16 protein-coding genes are annotated in these 14,416 nt (G+C 70.0%); 3 read left to right on the top strand and 13 right to left on the bottom strand.

Annotated elements, in window-relative coordinates:
• Positions 1-49: 49 nt before the first annotated feature.
• Positions 50-745, bottom strand: a complete 696-nt coding sequence (locus tag ACPXY0_RS01625; RefSeq protein WP_423927843.1) for a class I SAM-dependent methyltransferase — start codon at positions 743-745, stop codon at positions 50-52.
• A gap of 134 nt (positions 746-879) precedes the next feature.
• Here ACPXY0_RS01625 and ACPXY0_RS01620 point away from each other — a divergent pair, with 134 nt between their 5' ends.
• Entirely contained in the window at positions 880-2,118 is a 1,239-nt protein-coding gene (locus ACPXY0_RS01620; RefSeq protein ID WP_423927841.1) for a glycoside hydrolase family 113, read from the top strand.
• On the opposite strand, the gene ACPXY0_RS01615 is transcribed toward ACPXY0_RS01620, so the two are convergent.
• The 6 genes from ACPXY0_RS01615 to ffh form a co-directional block, all read right to left on the bottom strand.
• Positions 2,060-2,743 carry a ribonuclease HII gene (locus ACPXY0_RS01615; protein ID WP_423927839.1) on the bottom strand — a complete coding sequence of 228 codons (684 nt, stop codon included), beginning with the start codon at positions 2,741-2,743 and terminating at the stop codon, positions 2,060-2,062. The genes ACPXY0_RS01620 and ACPXY0_RS01615 overlap by 59 nt on opposite strands.
• Complete coding sequence (gene rplS, locus ACPXY0_RS01610) at positions 2,719-3,087, bottom strand: 50S ribosomal protein L19 (protein WP_423927837.1); 369 nt, start codon at positions 3,085-3,087, stop codon at positions 2,719-2,721. The genes ACPXY0_RS01615 and rplS overlap by 25 nt, the downstream gene beginning before the upstream one ends.
• A 110-nt stretch (positions 3,088-3,197) precedes the next feature.
• Entirely contained in the window at positions 3,198-3,878 is a 681-nt protein-coding gene (gene trmD, locus ACPXY0_RS01605; RefSeq protein WP_423927835.1) for a tRNA (guanosine(37)-N1)-methyltransferase TrmD, read from the bottom strand.
• A 17-nt stretch (positions 3,879-3,895) separates the two neighbouring features.
• Positions 3,896-4,534, bottom strand: coding sequence for a ribosome maturation factor RimM (gene rimM / locus ACPXY0_RS01600; protein WP_423927833.1), 639 nt, complete (start codon positions 4,532-4,534; stop codon positions 3,896-3,898).
• On the bottom strand, positions 4,482-4,964 hold the full coding sequence (gene rpsP / locus ACPXY0_RS01595) for a 30S ribosomal protein S16 (protein ID WP_423927831.1): 483 nt from the start codon (positions 4,962-4,964) through the stop codon (positions 4,482-4,484). The genes rimM and rpsP overlap by 53 nt, the downstream gene beginning before the upstream one ends.
• Positions 4,965-4,977: 13 nt before the next feature.
• Positions 4,978-6,360: a signal recognition particle protein gene (gene ffh / locus ACPXY0_RS01590; RefSeq protein ID WP_423927829.1), complete on the bottom strand. Its 1,383-nt coding sequence runs from the start codon at positions 6,358-6,360 to the stop codon at positions 4,978-4,980.
• A gap of 204 nt (positions 6,361-6,564) precedes the next feature.
• Between ffh and ACPXY0_RS01585 the strand changes: the two genes are divergently transcribed.
• The gene (locus tag ACPXY0_RS01585) at positions 6,565-6,834 is read left to right on the top strand and encodes a DUF433 domain-containing protein (RefSeq protein ID WP_423927827.1); all 270 of its coding nucleotides are present in this window, start codon (positions 6,565-6,567) and stop codon (positions 6,832-6,834) included.
• A 123-nt stretch (positions 6,835-6,957) separates the two neighbouring features.
• Here ACPXY0_RS01585 and ACPXY0_RS01580 read toward each other — a convergent pair whose 3' ends face one another.
• The 4 genes from ACPXY0_RS01580 to trpS form a co-directional block, all read right to left on the bottom strand.
• Complete coding sequence (locus ACPXY0_RS01580; protein WP_423927825.1) at positions 6,958-8,277, bottom strand: adenylosuccinate synthase; 1,320 nt, start codon at positions 8,275-8,277, stop codon at positions 6,958-6,960.
• Positions 8,278-8,414: 137 nt separating this feature from the next.
• A complete protein-coding gene (locus ACPXY0_RS01575; protein WP_423927823.1) occupies positions 8,415-9,308 on the bottom strand; it encodes a dihydrodipicolinate synthase family protein in 894 nt (297 codons plus the stop codon).
• A 268-nt stretch (positions 9,309-9,576) separates the two neighbouring features.
• A complete protein-coding gene (locus ACPXY0_RS01570) occupies positions 9,577-10,623 on the bottom strand; it encodes a D-2-hydroxyacid dehydrogenase (RefSeq protein WP_423927821.1) in 1,047 nt (348 codons plus the stop codon).
• Complete coding sequence (gene trpS, locus ACPXY0_RS01565) at positions 10,624-11,676, bottom strand: tryptophan--tRNA ligase (protein WP_423927819.1); 1,053 nt, start codon at positions 11,674-11,676, stop codon at positions 10,624-10,626.
• A 71-nt stretch (positions 11,677-11,747) separates the two neighbouring features.
• Between trpS and ACPXY0_RS01560 the strand changes: the two genes are divergently transcribed.
• Positions 11,748-12,725 carry an inositol monophosphatase family protein gene (locus tag ACPXY0_RS01560; RefSeq protein ID WP_423927817.1) on the top strand — a complete coding sequence of 326 codons (978 nt, stop codon included), beginning with the start codon at positions 11,748-11,750 and terminating at the stop codon, positions 12,723-12,725.
• A 450-nt stretch (positions 12,726-13,175) separates the two neighbouring features.
• Here the strand turns inward: ACPXY0_RS01560 and ACPXY0_RS01555 are convergent, their stop codons facing one another.
• Together ACPXY0_RS01555 and ACPXY0_RS01550 are read right to left on the bottom strand one after the other, a co-directional pair.
• Positions 13,176-13,523 carry a hypothetical protein gene (locus ACPXY0_RS01555; RefSeq protein WP_423927815.1) on the bottom strand — a complete coding sequence of 116 codons (348 nt, stop codon included), beginning with the start codon at positions 13,521-13,523 and terminating at the stop codon, positions 13,176-13,178.
• Positions 13,524-13,868: 345 nt separating this feature from the next.
• Positions 13,869-14,408: a DUF1611 domain-containing protein gene (locus ACPXY0_RS01550; RefSeq protein ID WP_423927813.1), complete on the bottom strand. Its 540-nt coding sequence runs from the start codon at positions 14,406-14,408 to the stop codon at positions 13,869-13,871.
• Between the last annotated feature and the right edge of the window lie 8 nt (positions 14,409-14,416).

Raw genomic sequence — 14,416 nt, 5'->3', positions numbered from 1 at the left:
CCCGCCAGTTGGGCAACTGGCCGAAGAAGACGTTCCCGCGGGAACGTCGCTACCGCGCACGGCGCGCGATCCAGCCTCCGTAGAGGAGAGAGCGGAAGTAGCGCCGCACGTCCTTGAATCCCGCCCGGGCCATCAGTTCGCGGATGCGGGGTTCGGAGGCCCAGTGGATGCCCGCGTCGATCCTGGCGCGGAACTCGACCCGCTCGGGGCCTCCCATCCCCTGGATCTCCCAGTAGCGGCTCCAGGCGGTGAACAGTTCGTCGAAGTCGGGGGCGGCGCGATCCCCGTGGAGTTCGAAGAGGACGAAGGGGGCGCCCGGCGCGAGGCGATTCGAGATGCCGCGCAGCAGAGCCTGCTTGGCGCCGTCGTCGGGGAGGAAATGCATCACGTTGAAACAGGTGACCGCGTCGAAGTCGTTCTCGGCGAGGTCGTCCACCGTCCCGTGGATGAGGGTGACGCCGGCCTCGACGCCGGCCTCGCGCACCCGGTGCTCGGCGGTGTCGAGCATCTGGGCGGAGAGATCGACGCCGGTCAGCCGCCACCCCGGTTCGGCCCTCTTGAAGGTGACGATCTCGATCCCGGTGCCGGCACCGACGACGAGCAACCGCGCGCGGGGGCCGAGGCGTCCCTGCAGGAGGGCGAGCGCCTGGCGGAACGAGCTCAGGTAGCCGGGTATAGCGGTGCGGGCGAGCCGCTCGTAGGCGTCGCCGTAGGCACCGTCGAAGTCGAAGGGTTCCTGACTCATGCGCACAAGAGACTCGGGGCGCGAGGTTCGCTCAAGGCCTGAACCCGGCGCGGGGCGGAGCTCGTACGGGAGACGGTGAGCGTGGGGCGGTGAGCGTGTTGAGATTCTCGGTGCCTTCAGGCACGATGGTATAGATGAGAACGACAAGATTCGCGGCGAGGGGATCCGGCTTCGTGGTTGCGGCCGCGGTCCTCGCCATGGTGGTCTCGGCGGGGTGCGGTTCCATTGGAGCGGGGGCCGACGCCGCCGCGGCGGGCCGGTCGGCAGGCCGGTCGGCGGGCCTTCGCGAGCCCACGGTCCCGGACGTCTCCGTCCGACCCGAGGACCGGATCCGGGGCGTGTCCTTCTCCGCCCCGCGCCGTGAGATGGCATCCGACGCTCTCCAGTCCGCCGCGGCGGCGGGGGCGGACTGGGTCGCCGTCATCCCCTACGCCTTCGTGGATCCCGCAGATCCCCGCGTCGCCTTCGACCGCGAGCGCCAGTTCTGGGGCGAGACGGCGGGCGGCGTCGCGAAGACGATCGAATACGCCCGAGGCAGCGGGCTCTCCGTCCTCCTCAAACCCCACCTCTGGGTGCGGGGCCAGGGCTGGCCGGGCGAGTTCGAGCCGCGCACATCCGAGCAGTGGGAGACGTTCCTCTCCGACTACCGCGAGTACATCCTCCGTTTCGCCGAGGTCGCGGACTCCATGGATGTGGAGATGATGAGCGTGGGCACCGAGGTGGACCTCGTGGCGCTCGCGCGTCCGGACTACTGGCGCGCACTCATCGCCGAGGTGCGGGCGATCTACGGCGGACGGCTCACCTACGCGGCGAACTGGGACCAGTACGCGCGGATCGAGTTCTGGGACGCGCTGGATCTCGTGGGAGTGGACGCGTACTTCCCGCTCGTCGACGAGCCGACGCCCGCGGTGGAGATGCTGGTCGAAGCGTGGGAACCGTGGAGCGACGAACTGCGAGAAGTGGCCCGGACCACGGGCAAGCCGATCCTGTTCGCCGAGTTCGGATACCGCAGCGTGGACGGGGCGGCGGGCCGCCAGTGGGAGTTGCCGGAGGGACGACGGGCGCGGGGACTGCCCTCGAACGGGGCGGCGCAGGCGGCGGCCTACGAGGCGCTGTTCCGGGTGTGGTGGGACCGGCCCTGGTTCGCGGGCGGGTTCGCCTGGAAGTGGTATGCGGGGACGCCGTCGGCGGAGTGGATCGCGACGGACTATTCGCCGCAGGGAAAGGCGGCCGAGACCGTCATGGCGAGCTGGTACGAGGGCGACGCGAGCGCCGGAGCGCGCCCCGCGATGCCGGTGCCGCTGAGAACTTCGGTTACGGCGGCGGCTCTCGGTCCAAGTCGAATTCCGTCTGGAGGACGCCCCGAAAGGTGACCCTGTGGTGCGGCGTCGGGCCGTGCCGGCGGATCGCCTCCATGTGGTGTCGCGTCCGATATCCCTTGTTCGAGGCCCAGCCGTAGAGCGGGTAGCGCGCGTCCAGGCGCCGCATGAGGCGGTCGCGCGTGACCTTCGCGAGGATCGAGGCGCAGGCGATGGAATGCGAGGCCCGGTCTCCGCCGACGATGGAGCGGTGCTCGCCGAGTTCGGGGACGGGGTTGCCGTCGACGAGGACGAGGTCCGCCTCGACCGGCAGGCGGTCGAGCGCGCGGCGCATGGCGACGATGGTCGCGGCGCGGACGTTCAGGCGCTCGATCTCGCGGGTGGAGGCGGCGGCGACGCGCCAGGCGAGGCACTCGGCGCGGATGCGGAGGGCCAGTTTCTCGCGGCGGGCCGGGGGGACCAGCTTGCTGTCCGTGCATCCCTCGAACTGCTGGCCGGGGTGGAGGGCGACCGCTCCCACGACGACCGGGCCGGCCACCGGGCCGAGACCGACCTCATCGATCCCGACCACCACGCGGCAGCCCGCGGACCAGCCCCGCTCCTCGTAGTCCAGCGGCGCGGACGGGGCGGGAGCACGCGGGCGGGGAGGACCCGTCAGCTCTCCTTCTTGTCGAGCCACCACTTCCGCTCGGGCACCCGGGCCCGCTTGCCGCGGCGCTGGCGCAGGTAGTAGAGCTTGGCGCGCCGCACGTCGCCCCGGCGGACGACCTCGAGGCCGACGATCCACGGCGAGTGGAGCGGGAAGATGCGCTCGACGCCGACGCCCCCGGAGATCCGGCGCAGCGTGAAGGTCGCGTTCATCCCCGCCCCTCGGCGGGCGATGCACACGCCCTCGAACGGCTGCACGCGCTCCTTCGTGCCTTCCTTCACCCGCACGCGGACGCGCACCGTGTCCCCCGGCGCGAACGCCGGAAGGTCGGAGCGCTTGTATCCCTCCTCGATCTCGGCGATCCTGGGATCCATCGTTCGTCTATCCTTGTTTCTCTCTTGTCCGACTCTTGTGTCGAACTCGTGTCACGGGAGGGTCGCGGCGGCGTGACGGTCTGCGGCCGCAGCTCTCTAGTATAGTCAGGTCAGTCAGCCGCGTCGAGATCGAGGAGGTCGGGGCGGCGGTGGCGGGTGGCGCGGTCGGCCCGCCAGGCCCGCCAGGCTTCGATGCGCGAGTGGTCGCCCGACCGGAGCACGCCCGGCGCCGATCGGCCGTCGTGCTCGGCGGGCCGGGTGTACGAGGGAGCGGAGAGCAGGCCCTCGTAGAAGGAGTCGGAGGCGGCCGAATCGTGGTCGCCGAGCGCCCCGGGGAGGAGACGCACCACGGCGTCGATGACGACGAGCGCGGCCGGCTCGCCCCCGCTGAGGACGTAGTCGCCGATCGAGACCTCCTCGTCGACCCACTTCTCCGTGACGCGTTCGTCGATCCCCTTGTAGCGCCCGCAGAGGAGCGTGAGGTCGGACTCGAGCGCGAAGCGGACCGCGGTCCGGTGGTCGAATGGACATCCGCGAGGGGAGAGTGAGACCACACGCCCCGGGCCCTCGAGCGCGCCGAGCGCCGCGTCGAACGGCTCCGGCTTCATGACCATCCCGCCGCCGCCGCCGAAGGGTTCGTCATCCGTCGTCCGGTGGCGGTCCGTCGCGTATTCCCTGAGGTCGATGAGACGGTAGTTGACGAGCCCCGCCTCGCGGGCGCGTCCCGGGATCGAGAGTCCCAGCGGACCCTCGAGGTATTCCGGGAAGATCGTGATGACGTTGATGCGCATCGCAATCAGATTCGGAATCAGATGTCGAGCAGGCCGGCCGGGAGCGTCATGTGAAGGACGCGCGCGTCGATGTCCATTTCCACCACGAAGTCGGCCTGGAAGGGGATCAGCCGTTCGCGTCCGGCCACGTCCAGCGCCAGGAGCGGCCCGCCCGGCTGGTCGTAGACCTCGCGAATCGTCCCGATCGTCTCGCCCCCCTCGCGCACGGACATGCCGACCAGGTCGTGCAGGAGGTAGCCGCCGTCCGGCAGATCCGGCAACTCCTCGCGCGGGACACCGAGGTGCGCGCCGCGCAGCGACTCGGCGGCGGTGCGGTCCGCCACCTCGGGGACCGTGACGAGCCAGCGTCCCGAGTGGGGCCGCGCGGTCTCGAGGGTGAGCGCCTCGGGGCCGGCCGCTGGGGGCGCGACCCGTTCGCCCGCTCGCGCAGGTGTTTCGCTGACGAGGCGGAGCCGCCGGCCCGGCCGGAAGAGCGCCTCGGCGTAGTCGGTTTCCGCCTCGAGGAGCAGCCCGCCGCGCATCCCGTGGGCCCGGACGATCCGGGCCACGATCACGGGAGGATCGGAGGTCGCCACGGCACCGTCGGGGGCGTGCGGCCCGGCGTCAGTCGTCCGAGTCGTCGCCGTCTGCCGCGTCGCCATCTGCCGCGTCGCCATCTGCCGCGTCGCCGTCCGCCGCCGCCTCGGCCTTCGGATCCGCCTCCGGCTTCGCTTCGGCTTCCGGCTCCGGGGGGGCTTCCGGCTTCGGCATGGGGCGCTGCGACGTGCCGCGCCGGCCGGGCGGCGGTCCGATCTCCACGATCGCGGTTTCGAGCGACGCCGGGTCCACGCCGTCGTGGAACTGCTGCCACAGGCCCGTCTTCCGGAGCAGCGAACGCACCGTGTCGCTCGGCTTCGCCCCCTCGTTGAGCCAGTGCAGCGTGCGCGCGGCGTTGATCCGCACCAGCGAAGGCTCCGTGCGCGGGTTGTAGAGTCCGAGCCGCTCGATCGAGGGCCCCGACGTCCCTTCGCGCTGGTCCGTCACGATGATGCGGTACGAGGCCGCCTTCTTCGCGCCCACCCGCTTGAGTCTGATTGTTGTCGCCATTCTGTTCTCCGATTCAGCCGATCAGCCGGCCGAAGTCTCCGGGCCCGCCGCCTCCCAGCATCCGCTCCTGCATCTGCTGCTGCATGTGCGGCATGAGCTTGCCCATCTGTTTCATCATCTTCCGCATCTCGCGGAACTGCTTCAGGAGACGGTTCACTTCCCGCAGGGGACGTCCCGACCCCTTCGCGACCCGCTTCCGCCGCGACCCGTCGAGGATCTGCGGCCGGCGCCGCTCCTCCGGCGTCATCGAGAGGATGATCGCCTCCAGGTGCCTCACCCGTCGAGGGTCGACGTCCGCCTGGTCCAGCATCCGCGCGTCGATCCCCGGCATCATCTTCAGGAGACCCTTGAGGGGTCCCATCTTCTGGATCTGCTGGATCGACACGAGGAAATCCCCGAGGTCGAACCCTCCCTTCCGCGCCAGCAGCTTCTTCCGCAGCCGCTCCGTCTCGCCGAGGTCGACCGTCTGCTGCGCGCGCTCGACGAGGCCGACGATGTCCCCCATCCGGAGGATTCGCCCCGCCATTCGCTCCGGATCGAAGAGCGTCAGATCCTCCGGGCGTTCGCCCGTCCCCACGTAACGGATCGGGACCCCGAGCACGCCGTAGATCGAGAGCGCCGCCCCGCCGCGCGCGTCGCCGTCCATCTTCGTGAGGACGACCCCGGTGAGGCCCACCGCCGCGTGGAAGCCCTCGGCGATGCGGACCGCTTCCTGCCCGGTCATTCCGTCCGCCACGAGGAGGACCTCGTGCGGTCCCACCGCCGCCTTCACGCGGCGGAGTTCGTCCATCAGCGCTTCGTCGGCCTGCAGCCGGCCCGCCATGTCGAGCAGCAGGTGCGTGACGCCGCCTCTGCGCGCCTCGTCCAGCGCGCCGCTCGCCAACTCCGCCATGTCCGTCCCGCTCGGGCGCGCCAGGAGCGGGACGCCGGTCCGCTCGGCCAGCGTCTCCAACTGGTCCGCGGCGGCCGGGCGATACGGGTCGCACGCGACGAGCGCGGGCCGCCGTCCCCGTCCCTCCTTGGCGAGGCGCCAGCCCAGCTTCGCCGCGGTCGTCGTCTTCCCCGACCCCTGCAGTCCCACGAGCATGATCACCGTGGGCGGCACGGCGGCCTCGAACGGCTCCGGCACCGCCTCGCCCAGGAGCGCGACCAGTTCGTCGTGCACGATCTTCACGATCTGATCGCCCGGGCGGACCGACTTCAGCACGTCCTCGCCGAGGGCCCGCGTCCTCACCCTCTCGAGGAAGTCGCGCGCGACCCGGAAGTTGACGTCCGCTTCGAGCAGGGCGCGCCGCACCTCGCGCAGCCCCTCGTCCAGCATCTTTTCCGTGATGACGCCGCGTTGACGAAACCGCTTCAGCACGGCGTCGAGACGGTCACCCAGACGTTCGAACATCCACCGCTCTCAGAAGACCCATCGGACCCGTCGGACGGCCCCGGGGGCCGCCGGGCATCAAAAACACGCGATGGGAGGTTCTCCATTCGCGTGTCGAGAAGCCGCGGGAAGCGCCCGCACCCGATCCGTAAACAGCCGCGAAGTTTAGGGGTTTCGTCCACCCCAGGCAACGACGCATGGTTGCGACACCCGGCACGGCATGGCATGGTTCCCTACCCTGACCGGAACGGCTCGAGGGCGAAGACCATGCACTGGCGAGACCACATCACCGTCGATCCCGATGTGTGCCACGGGAAAACCTGCATTGCGGGGACGCGTGTGCTGGTAACTACGGTCCTCGACAACTTGGCCCCCGGTCTGGATCACGAGGAGATTACCCGTAGTTACCCATCCGTAACGCGCCAAACCATCCAGGCGGCTGTTTACTACGCTGCGGAATTGGCCAGGGAACGGGTTGTAACGCTGTCTCGCTAGCGAGACAGCGTGAGATTCACATTCGAACGTATCCGCCCGCCGACTATGCGGGGATCGTCGTATTCCGCTTGTGAGCCAAGCACGCGATCACGTACTGGAAGCCAAGCCCGACCGCGGCCGCGTTCAGTTGGCGGCGCCGGTGGGGAGAGCGATCGTCTCGCGGCGGGCGGCGCCGACGCCCACGAACCGGATCGGGGTGGCGCATACTTCCTCGAGGCGAGCGAGGTAGCGGCGCGCCGCGCCCGGGAGGTCCGCGAAGGTCCGGCAGCCCGTCGTGTCCGTGGCCCAGCCCGGCCACCGCTCGTAGACGGGGGTCACGCGGGCGAGGTCCGCGACCGAATCCGGGAACGACGTGACGGGCGCGCCGTCGCATTCATAGCCCGTTGAGAGGTGGATCGTCTCGAAGGTGTCGAGGACGTCCAGCTTCGTGACCGCGAGGCTGGTGAGGCCGTTCACGCCGGCCGCATGACGCGCCACGCTGGTGTCGAACCAGCCCGGCCGGCGTGGCCGCCCGGTCGTGGCGCCGAACTCGCCGCCGAGCCGCCGCAGGCGTTCGGCCTCCGCCGCGGCCAGTTCCGTCGGGAGCGGGCCCGCCCCCACGCGCGTGATGTACGCCTTGACGACGCCGAGCACCCCGTCGATCAGCGTCGGACCGATCCCGACCCCCGAGGCGGCGCCGCCCGCCGTCGTGGTCGAAGAGGTCACGAACGGATACGTCCCATGGTCCACGTCGAGCAGCGCGCCCTGCGCTCCCTCCAGCAACACCCGTCCGCCCGCCGCGAGCCCGGCGCGGATCTCCTCCCCCGCGTCCGTCGAGAGCCCCACGATCTCCGGGCGCACCGCCTCGAGCCGCGACATCACGTCGTCCGCGTCCACCCGCCGCTCGTCCCCGAGTCCCGCGAGCGTGAAGTTGGCGCGCGCCGCAGCCCCGCTGACGATCTCATGCGTGCGGTCCAGGTCCCGCAGATCCCCGACGCGCAGCCCCGTGCGGGCGACCTTGTCCCGGTACGCGGGGCCGATTCCCCTCCCCGTCGTCCCGATCTTCGCCGCGCCCCGACTGTCCTCCTGCGCCGCGTCGAGCAGCCGGTGATAGGGGAGGACGAGGTGCGCCCGCCGGCATACGCCCAGCCGCCCGTCGAGATCGATCCCCCGCTCGCGGAGCGTATCCATCTCCCGCGCGAGTACCCACGGATCCAGCACCACGCCGTTCCCGAGGAGGCAGCGAGCGTCCGGATTCAGGATCCCCGAAGGGATGAGGTGGAGGATGAACTCGTCCTCGTCAGCGCCCTCGCCGACCCGAACCGTGTGCCCCGCGTTGGCGCCACCCTGGTAGCGCGCCACGATCGTGGCCTGCTCCGCGAGCACGTCCACGATCTTCCCCTTCCCTTCGTCTCCCCACTGCGCGCCCACGACCACCAGGCAGCGCACATCGTCGCTGAACACGCGTCTCTCCGTTGTGGATCCGTACAGGATCAGTTGTGCATCGGGGTCGGTGAGGTCCGCGGACCCGCGGTTCCCGGAGGGGGATCGTCCCGCCTGAAACTTATCCCTCCCCGCCCGCGAGCGGAACGTCGCGAGGCTCAGGCGGAGACGCCGAGGGCGGCGGCTTCGAGGGCGCCATCGACGACCGCCAGCTTCGCGGCGTCGGCCGGCTGCAGCGGGCTGCGCGGGGAGCCGCCGTACAGGCCGAGGCGGTCGAGGGCGGCCTTGACCCCGGCGATCCCGCTTCCCGCGACGACCGTCTTGTGGAGCGGACCGATCCTCTCCTGCATGGCGCCGGCGCGGGCGTGGTCGCCCTCCCGCCACGCGTCGTACAGCGCGCACGAGGAGCGCGTCGCGATCACGGCCACGCCGAGGATGCCGCCGACCGCCCCCGCCTCCAGCGCGGCGTAGAGCAGCGCCCCCGAGCCCACGAGCACCTGCGCGTTGCGGCCGCACGCCTCGACGAGAGCGCCGAGGTTCCTGAGATCTCCGGAGGAATCCTTGATCCCGATGATGTTGGGGTGCTCGACGAGCCGTCCCACGAGATCCGGCGTGAGGTGTACCGGCACGAACTGGGGGATGTGATAGAGGATGACGGGCACGGGCGACGCGTCCGCCACCGCGAGGAAGTGATCGCGCACCACCCCCGGCTGCATCGCCTTCAGGTAGTAGGACGGAGAGCGCACGAGGACGGCGTGCGCGCCGAGCGCGGCCACCTCCCGGGTCACGGCGACTACTTCGCGCGTGGACTCCGCCCCGGTACCGACGGTGAGCGTGCGGTCGCCGATTCGCGCGGCAGTGGCCTCGACCAGCGCGCCGAGTTCGCGGCGGCTGAGGAGGGGCGCCTCCCCGGTCGAACCGGCCACGACGATGCCGGCGACGTGGTGCGAGAGCCACTCCCTCAGGTTCGCGTCGTACGCCTCCAGGGCGACCCCGCCGTCTTCGGCGAAGGGCGTGGTCACGGGCGGATGTACACCGGCGAGATTTATCATGAGTTCTTCCAAGTCAGTTCCAGCGCCGGGCGGGCGCCGCTTTCAGGGTCGTGGACGTTCCCGCGGGAACGTTGCCGGGAGTGCCGCGGCTCAGGCGGAGTGGCTCGACACCAACCTCCGGGCGAGGCTCAATGTGATACCAGGTGAGGGGCGCTTCAAGGCGATGGCACTGGCGTTCCCGCGGGAACGTTTTCTTGCGGGGACGTTTCCGCGGAAACGTCTTCCGGGGTCCCCGGCGTTCCCGCGGGAACGTGAGCGGGCACCTCACTCAGTAGCCGCGCGCCTTGTCTACCCGGTTTTCGAGCGGTTGGCCGGCCTGATAGCGGGCGATGTTGCGGACGATCAGATGCGTCTCGCGCTCCCAGAAGCGGGCGGAGGTGCCGCCCACATGCGGGGTGACGAGGACGTTCTCGAGTCCCCACAGAGGATGGCCGGCGGGGAGCGGTTCCTTCTCGAACACATCCAGCATCGCCCCGCGCAGGCGGCGGGCCTCGAGCGCCCGGACGAGCGCCCGTTCGTCCACCAGCGTGCCGCGCGAGAGGTTGATGAGGACGGCCCCCGGCCGCATGCGGGCGAATTCCGCGGCACCGAGGAGGCCCCGGGTGTCGGGCGTCTCGGGGGCCGTGAGCGCGACGTAGTCGGAGGTTTCGAGGAGGGTCGGGAGGAAGTCCGGTGCCTCGAGGCGGTCGAGCTCGGGGGGCCTGGCGCCGACCCTTCGGCGAATGGCCTGAACTCGCATGCCGAGGGCGTGGGCGCGGCGGCCGAGCGCCGATCCGATGCCGCCGTAGCCGATGATGCCGAGCGAGGCCCCGGCCACTTCGCCCGCCGGGGGCAGGGCGTGCAGCGGGCTGCGTGGCGAGTTCAGCGCGGTCTGGACCCACTCGCGCCGGCGCTGCGCCCGCACCGCCACGTCCAGGCCGCGGGCGAAGTACAGGATGCCGGCCAGGGCGTGGTCGGCGAGCGAGTCCGCGTACATGCCCGCCGAGTTCGTGAAGATGACGTCGCTCTCGCGCATCTCGCGAAAGAGCGAGTTCCGCGCCCCCGCCGCTCCCGAGTGGAACCAGCGCAGCCGGCGCGCGGCGAGGAAGACGTCGCGGCGGATCCCCCACCCGCAGTAGACCTCGGCGTCCGCGACCGCCTCGAGCAGTTCGGGCGGCGTCACCCGCGCGCCGTCGCCCGAGGCTTCGAGCGCGATGCGGATGGACTCGATCTCCCACTCGGGGTCGAGCGCCTCGAGGATCCGTTCGGATGACCACGACGGCATCGACCAGTGGGGGGTCTCCGGCGCGAACATCCAGATGACGAAGCGGCGCATTCAGGCTCCGGCGGACTCCGCGGCGGCGCCCGCGGCACCCGTCAGGCGAGCCAGGTCTCCATCCAGGGTGGCGGCGCCGACGCCCATGCGGTCGCGGACGACCTCCATCGTGCGGGCGGCTTCGGCGCGGGCGCGCTCCGCTCCCGCCGCGAGAATCTCGAGGACGCGTGCCGGGTTCGCGCGCAGTTCGGCGGCGCGGGCGCGCACCGGGGCGAGGTCCTCGGCCACGTTGTCGGTCAGCATGCGCTTGCAGGCGACGCAGCCGATGCCGGCCGTCTGACAGCGGATCTCGATCTCCTCGCGCGCCGCCGGGTCCGTGAAGAACTCGTGCAGCGCGAACACGTTGCACACGTGCGGGTTGCCGGGATCGTCCTTCCGCACGCGCGCCGGGTCCGTCACCGCCGTGCGCAGCCGCGCCCACAGTTCGTCCGGCTCGGCGATCATGCGCACGGTGTTGTCCTTCGACTTCGACATCTTCGCCACGCCGTCGAGGCCGCGGACGCGGCTCCCCGTGCCGACCAGCGTCTCCGGTTCCGGGAAGAAGTCGCCGAAGCGCGCGTTCCAGCGGCGCGCGATCTCCCGCGACAACTCGAGGTGCTGGCGCTGGTCCTCTCCCACCGGGACGTAATCGGCGCGGTAGAGGAGGATGTCCGCGGCCTGCAGCACCGGATAGTTGAAGAGTCCCGCGTTCACCGACTGCCGCCCGGCGGACTTCTCCTTGAACTGCGTCATCCGTCCCAGGTCGCCCACCGGGGTGACCGTGTTGAAGAGCCAGGAGAGTTCGCTGTGATAGTGAACGTGAGACTGCGCGAACAGCGTGCAGCGTTCCGGATCGATCCCCGAGGCCACGAGCGACACGGTGAGATCGAACACGCGGCGCAGGAGATCCTCGCGCTCGTACTCGCGCGTGATCGCGTGCAGATCGACGATGCAATAGAAGCAATCGTACTCGTCGACCATGCGCGCCCAGCGCCGGAACACGCCGAGGTAGTTTCCGAGGTGCGCCTCGCCGGTGGGCTGGATTCCGCTGAAGACTCGCTTGCGCTGATTCATGGTGCGCGTAGTATCGCCTGGCGTCCCGCGACGCGCGACCCTGGCCGCGATCCCTGAAAGGAAGTCCCGACTTGCCGTCACATTCCAGAGATTCCGATCGCAAGACGGCACGCGACCCCGAGCACGACCCCGAACTGGACCACGCGCTCATCGAGACGAGTCTCGAGGCGGCGCGGGGGGTGGCGCTCTTTCAGCGGGCCATGCAGGGGACGCTCGTTCCCGGCGACGCTCTCGACAAGGGGACGTGCGACTTCGTCACGACCGTCGACTTTGAGTCGGCGGGGATCATCGTCGATCTCGTACGCAAGCGGTTCCCGCACCACATCATCATGGCGGAGGACGACCCGCGTGATCTGAGGGCCGGCGAGTGGATCGGTCCGGACGGGCCGGTCATGTGGGTCATCGATCCGCTGGACGGGACGACGAACTGGCTGCACGGCTACCCCTGCTACGGCGTGTCGATCGCGACCCTGGACCGCCGCGGCCTGCGCACGGGCGTCGTCGTGAACTCGGGCAACGGGGAGGAGTTCGTGGCCCGGCGCGGCGGCGGAGCGACGCTCGACGGCGAGCCGATCGAGGTGTCGCCGGTCGAGGACATCGGACTCGCACTCCTCGGAACAGGCTTCCCGCTCAGGAAGCTGGATCTGCTGCCGGGCTATCTGGCCTCGCTCGGCATGATGCTGCGGAACACGAGCGGCGTGCGGCGCGCCGGGGCCGCGGCGCTCGACCTGTGCGATCTGGCCTGCGGCCGCCTCGACGGCTTCTGGGAGCACTGGCTCATGCCGTGGGACGTGGCTGCGGGCGCGCTCATCGTGCGGGAGGCCGGCGGCACCTTCGGGCCCGTCCCCTCCTCCATCGACCTGGCGCTCTTCGAGGCGGTGCTGGGAGGCGAGGAGATCTGCCACGCGTTCGCCGGCAAGGCCGACCTGACCCGCGAGATGGGGGGCGGCTTCCTGGCCGGGAACGGTCGCCTCGAGCCCATCCTGCGCGAACTCTGGTCCGAGGCGCTGATCGAGGGAGACGCCGCGGCTAGGGCTGCGGAGAGCTGACTTTAGTTTTCCCGCAGTCTGTTCCAGTTGATGATTAGCGCGAGCCCCCCTCCGCCACCGATCACACCCGTAGCGAGAGGGACTATCTGCTCGAAGAGGTACCGAATGAGATCCGTGTTGCCCGTGAAGATCAGCACGAGAATCACGGCGACGCCAGATACGAGCGTCAGGGCTCCGAACCTTGTCCAGACGCGGCGCCGGTCGCGGCGATCATTGAAGAATCGCTCGTTCGCCTTGTCCGTCAGTTCAATCGATTGTTCGATGTGCTCCGCTCCAGGACTCTGGAGATGTCGGGCACCTGCGGATATTGGGGCGGTGACGTGCGCTGAACAAACTTGAACAGTTCGTCGAGACGATCCCCGTTCGAGGACAAGCTCCTTGCGCCGGTCGCTTCGACTTCATGACCACCGGACGGGTTTGCGACCTCCTCGTTCCTTCCGGATTCGTCGCTCACGGCGTTACCAGATGCTCGGAGAGCAATTCGTGCTGCTTGAATGACTCACCGAGGACGCCCCGGATCTGATCACCGATGATCATGCTCGTGTGCCGTCGCAATGCCATCTCGAGGATCTCGAGGATCTCCTCCCGGGAGAGCTCGACGCCGAGCTCGTCAGCTGCATCCAGCAACGTCCGCATGAAATGCTGAACGGGGAAGCCGGGCGGCGGCGTTCTAAGGGGTGGATTGAACGTTTCTGCTAGGGCCTGATGGACGGCTCCAGCGATTCGGGAAGCGTCCTCCGGCTTGAATTCCGATACCCGCGACCCATCGTCACTACCCACGATGCTGCGCTGTCGCATCGGCTCTACTCCTGTCAGTGGCAAGTCCCTTCGTTCTTCCCCCGAAGTGGACTCGTGATACCGCAAGTCTAGGGAGAAGATCCGACGAGAAGCAACGGGTCTCAAGTTCCCAAGATGCCGTCATGTCTTGTGCGCACCCCAAGCGTAATTCGTTGTACGGCATGGCGTCCGTCCTCTTGCGGCGGCTGGAGTTCAATATGGGGCGGCTGGCTCATCGCGGGGTCCCGATCTCACGATGCCGCGACCACGCCAAGGATGAGGGATCACGTCAACGGTGCCTCATGGGTCGCTGAGGGGGCGAGGCCCTGCGGCGCACGGGAGGGTGCGGCGCTTTGCCGGAAGCCTTCAAGAGGCGGCAATAGCGGCGTCCCGGGCCTGGATGATCGCGTCGGCCAGGGGGGCGGCGCCGAAGCGGATGGGGTCGGTGGCGGGGAGGCCGGTGACCTCGCGCGCGTGGCGGACGGCGGCGCGTGCCTCTTCCTCGGAGATGTCGTAGGTCGCGAGGGAGACGCCGATCACGCGGCCGGGGATGTCCGGACAGGCCCAGGCGAGGGCGCCCTCGTAGCGGCGGATGACCTCGTCGAGATCCGGAATCTCGACCCAGCCGTGGTTGCCGCCGTAGATGCGGGGGCGGCTCGGCATCCAGGTGAGGATCATCGCCTGCGGCAGCGTGCCGTGCAGCAGGCTCAGCGTGACGCCGGAGTAGCCGGGGTGCATGAGCGACCCCTGGCCTTCGACGAGCACGATCTCCGCCTCGCCGGCGTCCGAGGCGCCGCCGGAGTCCGAGGCGCCGCCGGAGTCCGAGGCGCTCCCGGCGGCCGAGGCGGCTTCCAGCGTGAGGCGCTCGGCGGCGCCGGAGATGAAGTCGGAGACCACCGCGTCCACGGCGATGC

It is taken from the genome of Candidatus Palauibacter sp., from assembly GCF_965237495.1.
Taxonomy (GTDB): Bacteria; Gemmatimonadota; Gemmatimonadetes; order Palauibacterales; family Palauibacteraceae; genus Palauibacter.
Note: the sequence above shows the minus strand (reverse complement) of the source record. Positions and strands in the feature narration are given on the sequence as shown.

Excerpts from the sequence above, each read along its gene's own strand:
- trpS (WP_423927819.1), bottom strand. The coding sequence starts at position 11,676 with ATGAATCAGCGCAAGCGAGTCTTCAGCGGAATCCAGCCCACCGGCGAG.
- trmD (WP_423927835.1), bottom strand. The coding sequence starts at position 3,878 with ATGCGCATCAACGTCATCACGATCTTCCCGGAATACCTCGAGGGTCCG.
- ACPXY0_RS01585 (WP_423927827.1), top strand. The coding sequence starts at position 6,565 with ATGGTTCCCTACCCTGACCGGAACGGCTCGAGGGCGAAGACCATGCAC.
- ACPXY0_RS01555 (WP_423927815.1), bottom strand. The coding sequence starts at position 13,523 with ATGCGACAGCGCAGCATCGTGGGTAGTGACGATGGGTCGCGGGTATCG.
- rimM (WP_423927833.1), bottom strand. The coding sequence starts at position 4,534 with ATGGCGACGCGGCAGATGGCGACGCGGCAGACGGCGACGACTCGGACG.
- rplS (WP_423927837.1), bottom strand. The coding sequence starts at position 3,087 with ATGGATCCCAGGATCGCCGAGATCGAGGAGGGATACAAGCGCTCCGAC.
- ACPXY0_RS01620 (WP_423927841.1), top strand. The coding sequence starts at position 880 with ATGAGAACGACAAGATTCGCGGCGAGGGGATCCGGCTTCGTGGTTGCG.
- ACPXY0_RS01570 (WP_423927821.1), bottom strand. The coding sequence starts at position 10,623 with ATGCGCCGCTTCGTCATCTGGATGTTCGCGCCGGAGACCCCCCACTGG.
- rpsP (WP_423927831.1), bottom strand. The coding sequence starts at position 4,964 with ATGGCGACAACAATCAGACTCAAGCGGGTGGGCGCGAAGAAGGCGGCC.
- ffh (WP_423927829.1), bottom strand. The coding sequence starts at position 6,360 with ATGTTCGAACGTCTGGGTGACCGTCTCGACGCCGTGCTGAAGCGGTTT.
- ACPXY0_RS01575 (WP_423927823.1), bottom strand. The coding sequence starts at position 9,308 with ATGATAAATCTCGCCGGTGTACATCCGCCCGTGACCACGCCCTTCGCC.
- ACPXY0_RS01625 (WP_423927843.1), bottom strand. The coding sequence starts at position 745 with ATGAGTCAGGAACCCTTCGACTTCGACGGTGCCTACGGCGACGCCTAC.